This window comes from Snodgrassella sp. W8124, from assembly GCF_016100875.1.
In the GTDB taxonomy this organism is placed as follows: Bacteria; Pseudomonadota; Gammaproteobacteria; order Burkholderiales; family Neisseriaceae; genus Snodgrassella; species Snodgrassella alvi.
Genome location: NZ_JACFRP010000001.1, coordinates 856,477 through 873,557 on the forward strand (window position 1 = coordinate 856,477; position 17,081 = coordinate 873,557).

14 protein-coding genes are annotated in these 17,081 nt (G+C 40.1%); 9 read left to right on the forward strand and 5 right to left on the reverse strand.

The window, feature by feature from the left end; all coding sequences use genetic code 11:
• Positions 1–121 precede the first annotated feature (121 nt).
• The 5 genes from lon (at position 122) to H3U73_RS03765 (ending at position 7,065) form a co-directional block, all read left to right on the forward strand.
• Entirely contained in the window at positions 122–2,566 is a 2,445-nt protein-coding gene (gene lon / locus H3U73_RS03745; RefSeq protein ID WP_370570141.1) for an endopeptidase La, read from the forward strand.
• Between the two features lie 200 nt (positions 2,567–2,766).
• Positions 2,767–3,036: an HU family DNA-binding protein gene (locus H3U73_RS03750; protein ID WP_025330749.1), complete on the forward strand. Its 270-nt coding sequence runs from the start codon at positions 2,767–2,769 to the stop codon at positions 3,034–3,036.
• A 153-nt stretch (positions 3,037–3,189) separates the two neighbouring features.
• Positions 3,190–4,722: a peptidylprolyl isomerase gene (locus tag H3U73_RS03755; protein ID WP_198190086.1), complete on the forward strand. Its 1,533-nt coding sequence runs from the start codon at positions 3,190–3,192 to the stop codon at positions 4,720–4,722.
• A 112-nt stretch (positions 4,723–4,834) separates the two neighbouring features.
• A complete protein-coding gene (locus H3U73_RS03760) occupies positions 4,835–6,181 on the forward strand; it encodes an aldehyde dehydrogenase family protein (protein WP_198190087.1) in 1,347 nt (448 codons plus the stop codon).
• A gap of 110 nt (positions 6,182–6,291) precedes the next feature.
• A complete protein-coding gene (locus tag H3U73_RS03765; protein ID WP_198190088.1) occupies positions 6,292–7,065 on the forward strand; it encodes a toxin-antitoxin system YwqK family antitoxin in 774 nt (257 codons plus the stop codon).
• A gap of 9 nt (positions 7,066–7,074) precedes the next feature.
• Here the strand turns inward: H3U73_RS03765 and H3U73_RS03770 are convergent, their stop codons facing one another.
• From H3U73_RS03770 to H3U73_RS03790, 5 genes are all read right to left on the reverse strand, one after another.
• Positions 7,075–7,371 carry a CHY zinc finger protein gene (locus H3U73_RS03770; protein WP_198190089.1) on the reverse strand — a complete coding sequence of 99 codons (297 nt, stop codon included), beginning with the start codon at positions 7,369–7,371 and terminating at the stop codon, positions 7,075–7,077.
• Between the two features lie 154 nt (positions 7,372–7,525).
• The gene (gene icd / locus H3U73_RS03775; RefSeq protein ID WP_084565686.1) at positions 7,526–8,764 is read right to left on the reverse strand and encodes an NADP-dependent isocitrate dehydrogenase; all 1,239 of its coding nucleotides are present in this window, start codon (positions 8,762–8,764) and stop codon (positions 7,526–7,528) included.
• Positions 8,765–8,907: 143 nt separating this feature from the next.
• Positions 8,908–9,978, reverse strand: coding sequence for a DNA polymerase IV (gene dinB / locus H3U73_RS03780; RefSeq protein WP_198190090.1), 1,071 nt, complete (start codon positions 9,976–9,978; stop codon positions 8,908–8,910).
• 85 nt (positions 9,979–10,063) lie between these two features.
• On the reverse strand, positions 10,064–11,110 hold the full coding sequence (locus H3U73_RS03785) for a lysozyme inhibitor LprI family protein (protein WP_198190091.1): 1,047 nt from the start codon (positions 11,108–11,110) through the stop codon (positions 10,064–10,066).
• Between the two features lie 154 nt (positions 11,111–11,264).
• Complete coding sequence (locus H3U73_RS03790) at positions 11,265–12,395, reverse strand: M14-type cytosolic carboxypeptidase (protein WP_198190092.1); 1,131 nt, start codon at positions 12,393–12,395, stop codon at positions 11,265–11,267.
• 421 nt (positions 12,396–12,816) lie between these two features.
• Between H3U73_RS03790 and lepA the strand changes: the two genes are divergently transcribed.
• The 4 genes from lepA (at position 12,817) to H3U73_RS03810 (ending at position 16,988) form a co-directional block, all read left to right on the forward strand.
• Positions 12,817–14,607, forward strand: coding sequence for a translation elongation factor 4 (lepA, locus tag H3U73_RS03795; protein WP_037394958.1), 1,791 nt, complete (start codon positions 12,817–12,819; stop codon positions 14,605–14,607).
• A gap of 3 nt (positions 14,608–14,610) precedes the next feature.
• Positions 14,611–15,600 carry a signal peptidase I gene (lepB, locus tag H3U73_RS03800; protein ID WP_198190093.1) on the forward strand — a complete coding sequence of 330 codons (990 nt, stop codon included), beginning with the start codon at positions 14,611–14,613 and terminating at the stop codon, positions 15,598–15,600.
• A gap of 78 nt (positions 15,601–15,678) precedes the next feature.
• Entirely contained in the window at positions 15,679–16,407 is a 729-nt protein-coding gene (rnc, locus tag H3U73_RS03805) for a ribonuclease III (RefSeq protein ID WP_084551950.1), read from the forward strand.
• Between the two features lie 62 nt (positions 16,408–16,469).
• On the forward strand, positions 16,470–16,988 hold the full coding sequence (locus H3U73_RS03810; protein WP_084551949.1) for a DUF2867 domain-containing protein: 519 nt from the start codon (positions 16,470–16,472) through the stop codon (positions 16,986–16,988).
• Positions 16,989–17,081 lie beyond the last annotated feature (93 nt).

The window sequence follows — 17,081 nt, forward strand, 5'->3', positions numbered from 1 at the left end:
TCTTCTTAATACAGAATTTTTCAATAATTATTCAATATTTGAAATACTTGAAAAAAACTGGTTTAGCACCATTTTAACATCCAATTTAATTGCATATTTCCAGGAAAGATTGAGGCATTACATGGCTGAAATTTATGATTCTGCTCCGTTACAGCCAACCACGATGGCAATGTTGCCTTTGCGTGATGTTGTCGTTTACCCGCATATGGTATTGCCCCTTTTTGTAGGACGTGAAAAATCCATAGCGGCTCTGGATGCTGCCATGGAGCATGATGAACCGGTATTTTTGCTGGCACAGAAAAACGCAGATACAGATGAGCCACATGCTGAAGACATGTATGACATGGGCACAGTAGCCAGTATTCTGCAAGTGCTTAAATTACCTGATGGTACGGTTAAAGTACTTGTGGAAGGTCTGTACCGTGCTAAGGTACAGTATATTGATGAAAGCGGGCCATATGTTGAGGCTCATATAGAAAAATGTACGGATGCCATTGAAGAGGATAAACACGATGATGAGGCATTACGTCGTACCTTATTATCCCAGTTTGAACAGCTAGCGAAATTGAATAAAAAAATTCCGGCAGAAGTCATTACTACTATTAACGGTATCGATACTCTTAGCCGTCTGGCTGATACTATTGCAGCCCACTTACAGCTGAAACTTGATCAGCGTCAGCAAATCCTTGCTATGACCAATGTGACTGCCCGTCTGGAACATTTACTTCATTTGCTTGAGTCTGAGCTGGATATCCTTCAAGTAGAAAAACGTATTCGCGGGCGAGTAAAGCGGCAAATGGAAAAGTCGCAGCGTGAATATTATCTGAATGAACAGGTAAAAGCGATTCAGAAAGAGCTGGGTGAAGAAGATGATGATCTGGCTAATCTTGAAACGCAGATTCGCCAGGCTGGTATGAGCAAAGAGGCAGAAGAAAAATGTCTGTCTGAATTCAAAAAATTGCGCATGATGCCTCCTATGTCAGCTGAATCAACAGTTGTTCGTAATTATATAGATACGCTGCTTGAATTACCGTGGAAAAAGAAATCTAAGGTAAGCAAAGATATTGTCAAAGCCGATATGATTCTGAATGCCGACCACTATGGTCTCGAAAAAGTTAAAGAACGCATTCTTGAATATCTTGCAGTACAAAAACGCATGAATCAGCTTAAGGGTCCTATTTTATGTCTGGTCGGCCCTCCAGGTGTAGGTAAAACATCACTGGGTGAATCCATTGCTAAAGCCACCGGACGAAAATATGTTCGTATGGCGTTAGGTGGTGTGCATGATGAAAGTGAAATCCGCGGCCATCGTCGAACTTATATCGGCTCAATGCCCGGTAAAATTCTGCAAAACATGGCCAAGGTTGGTGTTAAAAACCCACTATTTTTACTCGATGAAATTGATAAATTAGGTAATGATTTCAGGGGTGATCCTGCTAGTGCTTTACTTGAAGTGCTTGATCCTGAACAAAACCATTCTTTTTCTGACCATTATGCAGAAGTTGAATTTGATTTATCAGATGTGATGTTTATTGCTACCTCTAATAGTATGAACATTCCGTCTCCGCTATTAGACCGTATGGAAATTATTCGTCTTTCCGGTTATACCGAAGACGAAAAAATCAATATTGCCATGAAATATCTGGTAGCTAAACAGATCAAGCAAAATGGTGTACGCGATGGTGAAATCTGCATTGAGGAATCAGCTGTACGCGATATTATCCGTTATTACACACGTGAAGCCGGTGTACGTTCACTTGATCGTGAAATAGCCAAAATTTGCCGTAAAGTAGTAATGAAGCAAGCGGTTGCAGCAGAAAATACCAGTAAAGGTAAAAAAGCTAAAGCAAAACCAGAAACAATTGTAATTAATGCAGATAATTTACATGACTATCTTGGTGTCCGCCGCTTTGACTATGGAGTAGCGGAAAATGAAAACCGTATTGGTCAGGTAACAGGACTAGCCTGGACAGAAGTGGGTGGTGAACTTTTAACTATTGAAGCCAGCAGATTTCGTGGTAAAGGCAATATTCTGCGTACCGGTAAGCTGGGTGATGTGATGCAGGAATCTGTCAGTGCTGCGTGGAGTGTTGTTCGTTCACGGGCTGAAAGTCTGGGCATCGAGCCTGATTTTTATGAAAAAAATGATATTCACGTACATGTTCCAGAAGGTGCTACGCCGAAAGATGGTCCGAGTGCTGGTAGTGCCATAACTCTAGCTTTGGTTTCTGCTTTTACCGGTATACCGGTACGCGCGGATGTAGCCATGACTGGCGAAATTACTCTGCGAGGAGAAATTCTGCCAATTGGCGGGCTGAAAGAAAAGCTGCTGGCTGCTTTACGCGGCGGAATAAAGCATGTGTTGATTCCGAAAGATAATGTTAAAGATCTGGAAGAAATTCCGGCTAACATCTGTGAACAGCTGACTATTCATCCGGTACAGTGGATAGATGAAGTACTTGATCTTGGACTGGCTTATCCACCCAGCCCATGGCAAAGTACACCGGAAGAAAATGTAATAGCTAATTCAGCGCCTAAGTCAACAACAAAAACCGTAAAACACTGAGTATGCAGCCATTCACCAACACTAATGGTGAATGGCATTGTTTTTGGCATGATTTAACTCAATGTAGATGTGTCGGCGCTTGACATAAAGAATTTGGGCTTGTTATAAAGTAATCGTAATGTATTGTTCAGTTTTTGCCATAAAGGAAATGGTCGGAAACTGAAAATCATATGAACATAACAACAGAAAGGGACTTTATTGTGAATAAGTCTGAATTGATTGAAGCTATTGCTCAGGAAGCCGATTTACCTAAAGCTTCTGCAGCAAAGGCTCTGGACGGTATGATTAGCTCTGTTACTAAAGCACTGAAAAGTGGTGATACTGTAACTTTAGTGGGTTTCGGTACATTTTATGTTGGTGAACGTGCTGCACGTGCCGGACGTAACCCGAAAACTGGCGAGCCATTGCAAATCAAAGCAGCCAAAACTCCTAAGTTCCGTGCAGGTAAAGCACTGAAAGATGCTCTTTGATTTAAATTCTGTAATCAGGCTGGGCGGGATATTTTCCCGCCTTTTTTATTGTTTGTCGCTTTTGTGCATTAATTCTTTAATCAACATGGTTTAGCTTAATAAAAAAAGTTACAATATCGTTCTGTCTGTTTTGAATAAAGTTAACTGAATCTCATGTTTCACATTGTAGAAAAATATAAAACCCCGGCTCAGATTATTCTAGGCGCGATTTGTCTAAGTTTTGTATTTGCAGGCGGCTATTCACTGGCTGTTCCCGGTTCTGATTATGTCAGCAAAGTAGGCGACATAAAAATTAAAATAAACGATGTCAATGATTTTCAGCGGCGTTTACAGAACGCTTCCGGTAATCCGGTAAGTAAACAGCTTGCTTATGAAACACTGCGTGATCAGGCTTATATTCAGCAGGCTGCTAATGATATGAATATTAATGTTTCTATCAGCCAGATAAAACAGGTGATTGCATCTGACCCGAGTTTTCAGGAAAACGGAAAATTTGTAGAAGCCAAATATCGCGCATTTTTACAACAGTCAGGAATGACAGAAGAAGCTCTGATAAACGGTATGCGTAAACAGTACGCTATGCAGACTATGCTGAATCTTATGAAAGCCGGTAATCTGGTAAGTGACGTACAGGCCAGACAAATGATTAATCTGTTGCAATCTGCACGTCAGGTACAAACAATTACCTTTCCTGCAGCAAATTTTGTCAGTCAGGTAGCTGTTGATGATAGTAAGCTGAAAGCTTATTACGAAGCGAATAAAAAACGTTATTATCTTCCGCAGGCTGTTAAATATGAATTTGTACAATTGTCTGCTGCGGAGCTGGGCGCTAAGGAAACAGTCAGTGAAGCTGAGCTGCAGGAAGCATATAATCAGATTCCGACTTCCGCATCAGCTCCGAAACCTTCTTTGGAAAGTGTAAAACCACGATTAACTCAAGAGATTCAGATTCGTAAGGGTGCGGCTGTTGTTGCGAAAATGAAAGAAACTGTCAGTGATCTGGCATTTAATAACCCAAAAACATTACAGCCGATTAATGATAAGCTTGGTTTACAAATCCACAAGGTAGATCAGGGCTGGGTAACACGCGATATGGCCAATGCCAGTGGGATGCCAAAAGCGCTACAAGATGTTTTATTTGGAAATGATGTACTGATAAAACGATATAATTCTGAACCAGTTGATTTGGGTAACGGAACATATTGGGTGGTACGTGCACTGGATGTACGTAAAGAACATCAGGCATCTTTTGCAGAGATTAAACCTCAGATACAACAGGACTACATTGCCGAGGAAGCCAAAAAGCTGGCGACAGCATCAGCTAAGCAGGCTCTGGAAAATTTAAATAAAGGTGACGTTTCCAGTCTGCCATGGTCACCAAGTACAGATCTTACACCACAACAAGCTGTAGCGATGATGTCTAAGGGTGATTTCCAGCTTTGGATTAAAGCCAAACCTGCAAACAATAAACCGGCATATATTTTACTTACTGATCAGCAAAATCCAGTATTGGTTAAAATTAATGCAATTAAACCACCTCAGGATATGGGTAATGTTTTGCCACAGGCTAAGCAAATTATCAGCGAAAATCTGGCACAAAACCTTGCTGTTGCTAATCTGCAATGGTTAAAAAATCGCTATAAAGTGAAGCAGGGTGTACAAAAGCTGGATACGGCTGACGAATAATAAAATTATTATTGACCTTATAAGTTTTATAAGGTCAATATTTTTTGCAGACATATATTGTCTTGTATTCAATACGTATGGATTTACCGTTTGCAGTTGAAGGATTTTTGAGTTGTATACCAGTTATCATGCCATTACAGGTGAAGTTCTATTTACCCGTGAAAATCTGACCAGAGCTGAATTCGATTTACAGTATCAGCAGCTGTCCAGTAAACAACGTAATTTTGCCTGTGAAAATGTGCAAACACGCACTCATTATCTTTTAGAGTTTGCTCAGCGACTGGAACAAGCACAAGCCGAACTGGCCTATCAGATTTGTATTGAAGTAGGGCGCTGTTTGCGTGAATGTGAAGCAGAAATCAGTAAATCTATTGCTCTGATTCGTTATTATGCACATTTAGCGCCCGAGCTGCTTGCTCATAAAACTATTGCCACGCAGGCAAGCCTGAGTCAGGTACGTTTTGAGCCTCTAGGAACAGTATTGGCAGTAATGCCATGGAATTATCCGGTATGGCAGATTTTGCGCTTTGCTATTCCTGCTTTATGTGCCGGAAATGCCTGTCTGGTGAAACCGGCACCTTCTGTAGGCAAAATCAGCCAGATGCTGTTTGAATTGATAGGGGATGATTTACCTTTACAACTTGTCTGGCTCAGTAATGATGATATTGAATATGCTATTGCTCAAACACAGGCACTGGCTTTCACCGGTTCAACCCAAACCGGGCGATATCTGGCTGCACTGGCCGGCAGCCATTTACGCAAATGTGTTATGGAGCTGGGCGGAAGCAATGCCTTCATTGTATTAAATGATGCGGATATTAAGCAGGCTGCGGCAGATGCTTGTTATTCACGCTTTCGCGATGCCGGTCAGTCATGTAATGCGGCCAAACGGCTGATTATAAATAATGACATTGCTGATGAATTTCTGGCTGTTTTTATGCAACACTGCCGGAAACTGCAAATGGGGGAGCCATGGCTGCCATCCACAACTTTGGCACCACTGCATCGCAATGATTTACGTACATTGGTTCATGCGCAGGTTCAGGATGCACTAACCCAGGGTGCACAATGCTTACTTGGCGGTAAAATCCCGGAAAATGTACAAGGCTGGTTTTATCCGGCTACTATTCTGGATAAAGTCAATCCGGATTGTCGTGTATATCATGAAGAAGTATTTGGACCAGTAGCGATTATTCTGCGAGCCAGTGATAATCATCATGCATTAACGCTGGCTAATGATAATCCTTTTGGTCTGGGAGCCAGTATTTATACGCAGAACACTTCACAGGCATGGAAATTCGCAGAAAATTTAAATGTGGGTAGTGTATTTATTAACCGACATACGAGTAGTGATTTACGCCTGCCTTTTGGCGGAGTAAAAGATTCCGGATTCGGACGCGAATTGTCAGAATTTGGTATTTATGAGTTTGTTAATGTGAAAACCTACTGGCAAAAATAATTGATACATTCATATAATCAATAATTTATTTGAAAAAGAATGTAATATCTATAGATATAATTTTTATTGCATAAAATAATGATTCTACTTAGTAAAAAGGGACAGAAACTATGTATGTAGCCAGACGCTTTTACTGGTTCGTACTCGCCATAATACTTTTTTTGATTGTAATAACAGTTGTATGGCAGATAAAGTCCCAAGCGCATAAAACTGTCAATACAGATATAAACCAGCATGTTGTGAATAAGCAGCCAAAGGTTCAATATCATCAGAATTCTCACCAATCAAAAAACGATCAGGTTAATGAACAGATTCTTCCCGAACCTGAAAAAAACAAATATGATGCTGAATATGCTTTGCCCATAGATCAGTTACAACAATTAATTCCGGCTATGAAAGAAGGCGTATTACAGCTATCGTATCCGGATGGTAAAAAGAAACTACAAGGCAACTATAAAAATGGTAAACCTGTCGGACAATGGCATAGCTGGTATCCAAATGGTCGGCTTGCGATTGAAATAAGCTGGAAAAACGGTTTACCGAATGGCAAAACACGCAGCTGGTATGAAAATGGCCATAAACGCGGAGAAATTTATTTCGTTAACGGAAAAGCAGAAGGGCGCTGGCAGCGCTGGTACGCTAACGGGCAGATAAAACAGGACATGACTGTTCATCAAGGCGTGGTAAAAACGATGACCACGTGGGATAACAGCGGACATCTGATTTCTGATGTTGCAATTATAGATAATAAAGTTAGCGGAGTTGTTCTAACCTGGTATGATTCAGGTGCCAAAAAAAGTGAATCTGTATTTGAAAAGAACGAACTAGTACGTAAAACCGAATGGGATGAAGACGGACTAATTGTTGACCTTGATGATAACTAATAATATATATTATTTAAAATAAATATCTTTATGTAATGCGCAGCGTGGATTAAAAGAAGCCTGACAAAACGGACACTGATATTGCTGATACTGTTTATAGGTTAAGAGGGTTTTGCAATTTCCACACATAACCGGTTGGCTATTTTCAGTTGTCATGGCTACAAATGTATGATCACACATCAAATCATGGCATTTAAAGCAGGCATAGTATTGTTTACACTGGGCACATTGAAGGGCAACGATATCATTTTCATTATGATAGTGTACACAGCGACCGCAAGAATCGGTTTGAATTCCTAAAATCATTGTTTTCAACTTTTCAGATAATATTCATTATAGCTGAACATAAATGTTTTTAAAGATAATTGTTTTTATTTATCGAACGAATTAAAAATTTTATTTTATAAAAAAACCGAATCCCATTTCAGGATTCGGTTTCGTGAATACATAATATGAAGAGTTACATACGTTCAATCAGAGCTTTACCGAAATCTGAGCAGGAGACTTCTTTTGCACCTTCCATCATACGGGCAAAATCATAGGTGACAATTTTGTCGGCAATGGCTTTTTCAATTGAGGTAATAACCAAATCTGCAGCTTCTTTCCAGCCTAAATGACGTAACATCATTTCGGCAGACAGAATGATAGATCCCGGATTAACTTTATCCTGACCGGCATATTTAGGTGCAGTACCATGTGTTGCTTCAAATACGGCATATTCATCAGAGATATTGGCTCCCGGGGCAATACCGATACCACCAACCTGAGCAGCCAGAGCATCTGAAATGTAGTCACCATTCAGATTAAGTGTCGTAATCACATCATATTCAGCCGGACGCAGCAAAATCTGCTGCAGGAATGCATCAGCAATACAATCTTTAATGACGATATTTTTACCGGTTTTCGGATTTTTAAATTCGCACCATGGTCCATCACCAATCAAGGTTGCGCCAAATTCATTTTTAGCTACTTCATAAGACCAGTCACGGAATCCGCCTTCGGTGAATTTCATGATGTTACCTTTATGAACAATGGTAACACTGTCTCGGTCATTATCAATAGCATAACGTATAGCTGCGCGGGTCAGGCGTTGTGAACCCTCTTTAGAAACAGGCTTGATACCAATGCTGGATGTTTCAGGGAAGCGGATTTTGGTAACACCCATTTCACCTTGCAGGAAATTGATAATTTTTTTAGCATCTGCTGTTTCTGCAAACCATTCAATACCTGCGTAAATATCTTCAGTGTTCTCACGGAAAATAACCATGTTAACTTTACTAGGATCTTTAAGCGGAGAAGGTACGCCTTTGAAATACTGTACAGGACGTACACACTGATATAAATCCAGTTGCTGACGAATGGCAACATTCAGTGAGCGAATACCGCCGCCTACCGGTGTAGTCATCGGTCCTTTAATTGCTACTTTATATTCTTTAATGGCTTCCAGTGTTTCTTCCGGTAACCATACATTTTCACCATAAACCTTAGTGGCTTTTTCACCGGCATAAACTTCCATCCAGACAATTTTTCTGGAACCGTTATAGGCTTTCGCTACTGCTGCATCAATAACGTCTTTCATCACTGGCGTAATATCAACACCAATACCATCCCCTTCAATAAAAGGAATGATTGGATCATTCGGAATAGCTTGGCCAGAAATGATTTTATGACCTTCTGTCGGCACTTTAATGTGACTCATGGTAACTCCTGTGATGTTACTTTTTCTGATAAAGGGCTACTTACTCCCGCTTGCAGCCTGACAGCCTCATTATCCTTTATTTTGTTAACTTAAGCCAGAAAAATGTAGTGCGATGTAGTCGAAATTGTTTCAAGGAGATATCATCAGAATGCATTTTCAGAAGCCCATAAATCAGGCTGATATTCATGCTGATAGAAATGGCTGATACCCAGACCAATCAGACGGAATTGTTCGCCATTGTCCGGTAACCGCTTGAGTAAATCCTGCCCGGCAGCAATCAAAGCTGCAGCATCAGGTAAAGGAGAAGAGTAGGTCTGCGAACGTGTATGAATCTGAAAATCGGCAGTTTTTAATTTTAAAGTTACACAATTTCCCTGCAACTGTTTCTGCTGCATCGTTTCTACCAATGTCTGTGCCAGGTCAGGCAGATGGCGGGCGATTTCAATCAGATTTTCATTTTTGATAAGTGTAATTTCCGTAGATATCTGCTGGCGGTTACGTTCAGGAGTAACTTCGCGGTCATCACGCCCCTGAGCTAGATCAAACAGCCGGTATCCCCAGCGACCAAAATGATGCACTAAAACAGATAAATTTACCTGACTTAAATCTCCGACTGTTTTCCAGCCTAAGGCATTCATTTTCTGCTCTGTTACTTTACCGACTCCGGGAATTTTACCTAACGGTAATTTCTGCAAAAAATTCATCACTTGCGAAGGTGCAATAACAAACTGACCGTTTGGCTTGCGCCAGTCAGAAGCAATTTTAGCCAGAAATTTGTTAGGAGCAATACCGGCGGAAGCTGTCAAACCGGTTTCAGACAGAATAGATGCGCGTATTTCACTGGAAATATCCCGGGCATAAGGCAGATTGCCCTGATAATTAGTGACATCGAGATAAGCCTCATCCAAAGATAAAGGTTCAATTTGATGGGTATAGCGGCTAAAGATACTGTGAATATACTGGGATACTGCACGGTATTTATTGAAATCCGGAGTAATATAAATTGCCTGAGGGCATAATCGCTTAGCTGTAGATACAGCCATAGCAGAATGTAATCCATATTTGCGAGCCGCATACGAGGCAGCACAAATTACTGATCTTGGTCCATCCCATGCTACAACAACAGGTTTATTCTGAAGTTCGGGACGATCGCGTAATTCTACTGACGCATAAAAAGCGTCCATATCAATATGAATAATTTTCCGATCCGACATGTTTATACTTTATTTATTAAATATGTAGGATCAGACACCAGTAATATAAAAAAATAATACTGATGTCCAGACTAATAATGACGAATTAATGCAGGCTATAACCGTTAAGATACTTAATACGTTCATTAATCATTAGTGTATCACATTCCAGCCGTATTAGTTCCGCCTGAGCGGGCGAACCGGCTTTAGCCGCTTTTGCCTGACACTGACTGGTTTTCTGGGCTATCCATTTCTGTTCTTCCTGCTGCAAGGTATTACGAACAGTATCGTTCAGATTATGCCATTTCGCATTAATAACACTATTGGCATTGCGGTTATTATCCCGTGCCTGCTGCAACTGATCAGCAGTTATATCATTTTGGATAACATGATTGTTATCAGCCTGATTATTACTCTCTGTTGCTAAAGAATGACCGTTAAGAATATCACTAGCCTTCTGGGCTTCCGGGCTGAGGCGATCTAATGGTAAAACCTGGGCATTGGGATTAGTGATCAGCTTGATAGCATCTGCACGATTGTACATATGCCCGGCAATCATAACTGTATCCTTGATACCATAGGGTAATAGTGCATTACCTAAAACAGTACTTAAAGTCTGAATACCGGTCTGATCAAATTTGCTGGCGGAATTGGTTACAGATGCAGCATTAGCATTTGTTCTGTCTGAAACAGGTGCGTATTGGATAGGTTTAGAAAAAACATTATCATGCAGAGTAACTTCATTACCTTGCAACTGCTGATTCAGATGGGCAATAAAATCGGTTTTACCAAATAACAACGGTGCATTTGTCTGAATTTGCTGCCAAATATTAGTTGGAACGGTAATTTTTAGCTCACTGCTGCAAACAGGATTACCATTATTGTCTTTATCCAGCTTGCCATCAGATACGGCTACAGATAATTCATGGCTGGCATTGATTACTTTATCTGCATCTACAAACTGACGGCTGTCATTTTGAGCAAACTGGTGAACATTATTATTGATACCTGTTTGCAGGGTTTGCTGAATCTGACTGCGAAGCTGCTCACTATTGCAGCTTAGCTTTGCTTTAGATGCTTCTGAATCATCCCTTGAACAGGCTGCCAGAGAAATAATGCTGATGATGCTGTATACAAGTATGCTTCTTTTCATGATTGTTTCCTATATTGATAATGGATAAAAGACAACTTGATTACAAATAATGCATCTTTATTATGCTGCGTATGTAATTATTAATCATTTGATTTTACTAAAAAATACAAAAAGCCTGAAATATCTCTCAGGCTTTGGAAACAATATGACTGATTTAACGCAAACTATCCAGTATAGAGTAAATCGGGCTTAAAATTGCTTCCCCTAAACGCAGAGAACGCTGGCCGTTCCAGCCAAAATCATCATCCGGCCATTGATTATTATCTTTAAATGGCATTTCAAGCGTATAAGCTAAACATTTAAAGGTTTCGCCAATATATGCAGTAGCAATATTCAGATTGGCTTTATCCGGTTCATCTTTTTCATAACCATATTTATCCTGAAAATCCGGGCTTGCTACTAGAAAGGCCTGTTTAAACATTTCCTGTAACGAATGCAGCCTGTCATCGAAGGATGGAATTCCCTCATTACCTGAAAGAAATACATAAGGAATAGATTCATCGCCATGAATATCCAGGAATAAATCCACTCCTGTTTCATGCATTTTTTCACGTACCAGATAAACTTCCGGACTGTTTTGCATGCTGGGCTGTAACCATTCGCGATTGAGATTTGCTCCGGCAGCATTAGTACGCAGATTACCGAGTACGGATCCATCAGGGTTCATATTCGGAACAATATAAAATGTAGCCTGATCCAGCAAAGCACGTGCTGTCGGATCCTGATGATCTAATAACCGGCCTAACAGACCTTCAATAAACCATTCAGCCATAGTTTCGCCAGGATGCTGACGCGCAATCACCCAGATTTTCAAATCGCTGGCAACCTGATTGCCAATTGTCAGCAGATTAATATCGCGTCCCTGAATAGTGCTGCCTAAATCTTCTATCTGGCATAAACCGCTGCTTTGACTGTCACCTAGTAAATTCAGATGCTGTTCATATGAATAAGGTTCGAAGTAGGCATAGTACACACTATTGGATAACGGAGTATGAGAAATAGTTAATATGTCGTTTTCGAAAGTTGTAGGAACACGAAACCAGTTGATGCGATCATAAGAGCACATTGCCTGATAATCTACCCAGCCCTCCGGATAGGCAGATTCAGTTGTATTAATGAAGTTCAGGCGAATATTCTGATAAGCAACACCCTGTACACGGAAATAAAACCATTGCCGAAATTCGGCCGCATTGTCTTTAGGTAATTTGAGCTGGATATTAGCCGGATCACTGGCATCGACAATCTCAATATTACCACCATCAAACTGTGTGCTGATTTTTAGCATACAACTACTTTCATTGAAATAAACAACTGAGTTAAAGATATTGTAGTCTTTCTGGCAGTGACTTTCTATGTTTGTCAGATAAAATTTATGGCAGGATAATATAGTATCGCTTTGCTAATAAATAATTTTTGTACCGCTTAAAATTTATTTTATGAGTTTAAAATTTAATTTGAACATTAAAATATCTGCTTAAGGTGTGATTATTTAAAAATCCGTTAACTTATTAGCACTTTGCCCTGAATGATGTATTTAATGAAAGCTTTTAAGCTCTAATGTTTGAAAATTAAAAGCTTTTCTGAATTATTATAAATTCTTGGGCGCACTACAGTACATTCCGCTAAAATAAGCAGTTATTTTCTGGTTTTCTGGTATTGATTTACCAGAATGTTGCTGTCTGAATTAATTTGAATTATTGGCTTACATGAACAATATACGCAATTTCTCTATTATCGCCCATATTGACCATGGGAAGTCGACACTGGCTGATCGTTTTATTCAGTATTGTGGCGGTCTTGAAAATCGGGAAATGAGTGCACAGGTACTCGATTCCATGGATATTGAAAAAGAGCGCGGTATTACAATTAAAGCTCAAACTGCAGCTTTACAGTATAAAGCTCGTGACGGGCAGGTTTATCAGCTTAATCTGATTGACACCCCGGGGCATGTGGACTTTTCCTATGAGGTATCCCGTTCTCTTTCTGCCTGTGAAGGTGCATTACTGGTGGTAGATGCATCACAGGGGGTAGAAGCTCAGACCGTAGCCAATTGCTATACAGCTATTGACCTGGGGGTAGAGGTTTTACCCGTTCTGAATAAGATTGATTTACCTTCAGCGGAGCCTGAGCGGGTTATAGAAGAAATAGAAGATATTATCGGAATTGAGGCCATTGATGCTGTACGCTGTTCTGCTAAAAGCGGCATCGGTATTGAGGATGTACTGGAAGAGATTGTAAAAAAAGTACCGGCACCTACTGGTAAAAATGATGCACCGTTAAAAGCGTTAATCATTGATTCATGGTTCGATAATTACGTTGGCGTAGTAATGCTGATACGCATGGTCGACGGAACGGTACGTCTGAAAGATAAAGTTCGTTTCATGGCCACAGGAGCCGAAACACAGGTAGAACAATTAGGTATATTTACGCCTAAATCTGTGCAGAAGCAGGAATTAAAAGCTGGTGATGTAGGCTTTTTAATTACCGGTGTCAAAGAGCTTGGTTCGGCTAAAGTAGGTGATACGATTACCCTGGCGCGGGAGCCGGCCAGCGAACCTTTACCCGGTTTTAAAGAAGTGCAGCCACAGGTGTTTGCCGGTTTATACCCTGTTGAGAGTCACGATTACGATGCATTACGTGAAGCTCTGGAAAAATTACAGCTCAATGATGCTGCACTGAAATTTGAACCGGAAGTTTCACAGGCACTGGGATTCGGTTTTCGCTGTGGTTTTCTTGGTCTGCTGCATCTGGAAATTGTCCAGGAAAGGCTTGAGCGAGAATTTAATATGGATCTGATTACCACTGCACCAACAGTGGTATATGAAATACTGATGAAAAGCGGTGAACGCTTAGAGATTGAAAACCCGTCTAAATTACCTGATATCGGTACACTTGAAGCAATTTATGAACCTATTATCACGGCAACTATATTATTGCCTCAGGAATATGTCGGTGCGGTAATGACATTGTGTAATCAGAAACGCGGTGTTCAGAGAAATATGCAATACATGGGCCGGCAGGTAATGCTGACTTATGAAATGCCAATGAATGAAGTCGTGATGGATTTCTTTGATAAGCTGAAATCAACTTCACGCGGCTATGCATCGCTTGATTATGAGTTTCTCGAATTCAGGGCTGCAGATCTGGTTAAACTGGATATTCTGGTTAACAGTGAAAAAGTCGATGCGCTCAGTCTGATTGTTCATCGCAGTAATTCAGTTCATCGCGGCAGAGAGCTGGTAGCTAAAATGCGTGAGCTGATTCCGAGACAAATGTTTGATATTGCTGTTCAGGCGGCAATCGGCGGTAAAATTATTGCGCGTGAAAACGTAAAAGCTCTGCGCAAAAATGTGCTGGCCAAATGTTATGGCGGCGATATTACCCGTAAGAAAAAATTATTGGAAAAACAAAAAGCCGGTAAAAAACGTATGAAACAGGTAGGTAATGTAGAAATTCCGCAATCTGCCTTTCTGGCGATTTTACAGGTTGGAGATTAATAAATGTCAAACACGATGATTATAGGCGCAGCAATCCTTCTGGTGCTGGGGATAGTTCTATTTTTGAAAAGCTCGAAAAAGCGTGAAGAAAACGGGGAATGGAGCGGAGCATTACAATGGGGGTATTTGCTGATTCTGGTTGGTGCGTTTGGTGTATTGTCGTACAAAATGAGTTTTACCGCAGTTCTGCTGATTTTTGTATTGTTAACAGGAATAGCCTGGATTATCCATCGTAGTCTGAAGAAAAAAAATCCGGGGCATGTAGATAACAATCATTTTACTGATTACATGAGTGGTTTTTTTCCGATTATTCTGGTGGTATTTATTCTGCGCACTTTTTTAGCTGAGCCTTTTCAGATTCCATCCAGCTCTATGCGTCCGGGTCTGATTACCGGTGATTTTATTCTGGTGAATAAATTTACTTACGGTATCCGTTTGCCAATTCTGAATAATGTACTTATTTCGGTAAACAAAGTAGAGCGTGGTGATGTAATTGTATTCAATTACCCCCGAGATACACGTATAAATTATATTAAACGGGTAATCGGTCTGCCGGGTGATGTTATTACATACAAGGATAAAATCCTGTCAATCAACGGTAAAGTAATCACTGATACTGATGAGCAGAAAATTTATAATTATTCCGAACAGGTTCCTCAGTATGGAAATATCAATATGCAGGCTCAGCAGGTAACCGAACAGCTTGGTAATAAATCGATTCAGATACTGAAAATGCCTCAGCAACCCCCAGTTATTCTGCAAGCAGTACATACTGATTTTCCAGATCGGGAATTGTGTAACTATGATACTGATGGCAGTGGGTTTAGTTGTACCGTTCCTGCAGGAAAATATTTTATGATGGGTGACAATCGTGACAATAGTGAAGATAGCCGGTACTGGGGATTTGTAGACGATAAGCTTGTTGTAGGCAAAGCCTTTCTGATATGGCTGAATATGGGTGATTTGAAACGAATCGGTACGAAGATTCAGTAATATCTGATATCAGGTGCAAGATTTTTTTCTTGCGCTTTGTTTATATAATTATGGTTATTCATTATCAAAGACGGTTAAATGAGAAAAACTGATGTACGCCATGAAAATGCTTTGAAATATGTACAACAAAAGCTTGGCTATCAATTTAAGCAGTCTGATTTATTACTGCAGGCTTTAACTCACCGCAGTTACAGTGCATTACATAATGAACGTTTTGAATTTGTTGGTGATTCAATTTTAAATTATTCTGTAGCTAAAATGCTGTTTAATGCATTTCCGCGCCTGACAGAGGGTGAGCTTTCACGAATGAGGGCGAATCTGGTTAATCAGGAAACACTGGCTCAGATTGCAACTGAACTAAAAATCGGAGATGCTTTATTGCTGGGTACTGGTGAGTTAAAAAGCGGTGGCTTCCGGCGGCCATCTATACTGGCTGATGCAATGGAAGCATTATTTGCCGCAGTAAGCTTTGATGCAGATTTTAATACTGCTGAGACTGTCGTAAGACATTTATACGCAGACCGCATCCGTAATATTAATCCTCAGAACAGTGGAAAAGATGCAAAAACACGTCTTCAGGAAGCCTTGCAGGCACGACATATGCCATTGCCAAAATATCGGATTGTAGATCAGATTGGTGATGTTCATGATTTACAATTTGTAGTGCAATGTGATTTAGGAGAAACCGGCTTTCAGACTGAAGCAGCCGGACACAGCCGGCGTGAAGCAGAACAACAAACCGCACAAACAGCTCTTGTTTGGTTAGAAAAGCAGTTTCCGGCAGCTAAACCTAGAAAAAATAAATAAGTTACAATATATTGAAGGTGGCATATTGTTATTACTTATTGTCTTACAATAAAGGGGAAATAATGGGAAAAACAAAGTCAATTTCTAAAATACTGAATGAATTACCCGAGTGTGTTAGCCTGATTGCGGATAAACCGGACTATCTTGATTGTCAGAAAAAAGAAATCGATAAAAATATTACAGCTTTTGAAGCATATAAAATGATGACTTCACGTCAGCCTGAATGGCTAAGGATATTATTTAAAATCAGAGATAATATAGTTAGACCTGCTGGCATACGTACTATAGAGGGATTTACTTATCTTGATGAGGAGAGGATTCAATCCGGTGAAACAAATTCAGCACATTTCTTTACTATTACTGAAAATACTGCAGATAAACTTACTTTAGAGATTAAAGATTCTCATTTAGATGTTTGTCTTTGCCTGCGTATTACTGATAATACCCAGCAGCCGGATAAAAAAATGCTTTATCTGATCGCTTCAGTAAAAAATCATAATTTCTGGGGACGGTTATATATGATGCCAGTTAGTAAACTTCATCCGTTTATTGTAAATAAACTTTTTGAAAATATTGTTTAATCACTCTGAGGTCTTTCGTTACTTAGTATTCATAAAGTATTTGTTCAGTAAGAATGACTCCATTTCTCTAAAATCGTTCGAATAAAACTGTAT

Coding starts and splice junctions, on each gene's coding strand:
- H3U73_RS03770 (WP_198190089.1), bottom strand. CDS start 7,371: ATGATTTTAGGAATTCAAACCGATTCTTGCGGTCGCTGTGTACACTAT.
- lepA (WP_037394958.1), top strand. CDS start 12,817: ATGAACAATATACGCAATTTCTCTATTATCGCCCATATTGACCATGGG.
- H3U73_RS03755 (WP_198190086.1), top strand. CDS start 3,190: ATGTTTCACATTGTAGAAAAATATAAAACCCCGGCTCAGATTATTCTA.
- lon (WP_370570141.1), top strand. CDS start 122: ATGGCTGAAATTTATGATTCTGCTCCGTTACAGCCAACCACGATGGCA.
- dinB (WP_198190090.1), bottom strand. CDS start 9,978: ATGTCGGATCGGAAAATTATTCATATTGATATGGACGCTTTTTATGCG.
- icd (WP_084565686.1), bottom strand. CDS start 8,764: ATGAGTCACATTAAAGTGCCGACAGAAGGTCATAAAATCATTTCTGGC.
- rnc (WP_084551950.1), top strand. CDS start 15,679: ATGAGAAAAACTGATGTACGCCATGAAAATGCTTTGAAATATGTACAA.
- H3U73_RS03785 (WP_198190091.1), bottom strand. CDS start 11,110: ATGAAAAGAAGCATACTTGTATACAGCATCATCAGCATTATTTCTCTG.
- H3U73_RS03810 (WP_084551949.1), top strand. CDS start 16,470: ATGGGAAAAACAAAGTCAATTTCTAAAATACTGAATGAATTACCCGAG.
- H3U73_RS03765 (WP_198190088.1), top strand. CDS start 6,292: ATGTATGTAGCCAGACGCTTTTACTGGTTCGTACTCGCCATAATACTT.
- lepB (WP_198190093.1), top strand. CDS start 14,611: ATGTCAAACACGATGATTATAGGCGCAGCAATCCTTCTGGTGCTGGGG.
- H3U73_RS03790 (WP_198190092.1), bottom strand. CDS start 12,395: ATGCTAAAAATCAGCACACAGTTTGATGGTGGTAATATTGAGATTGTC.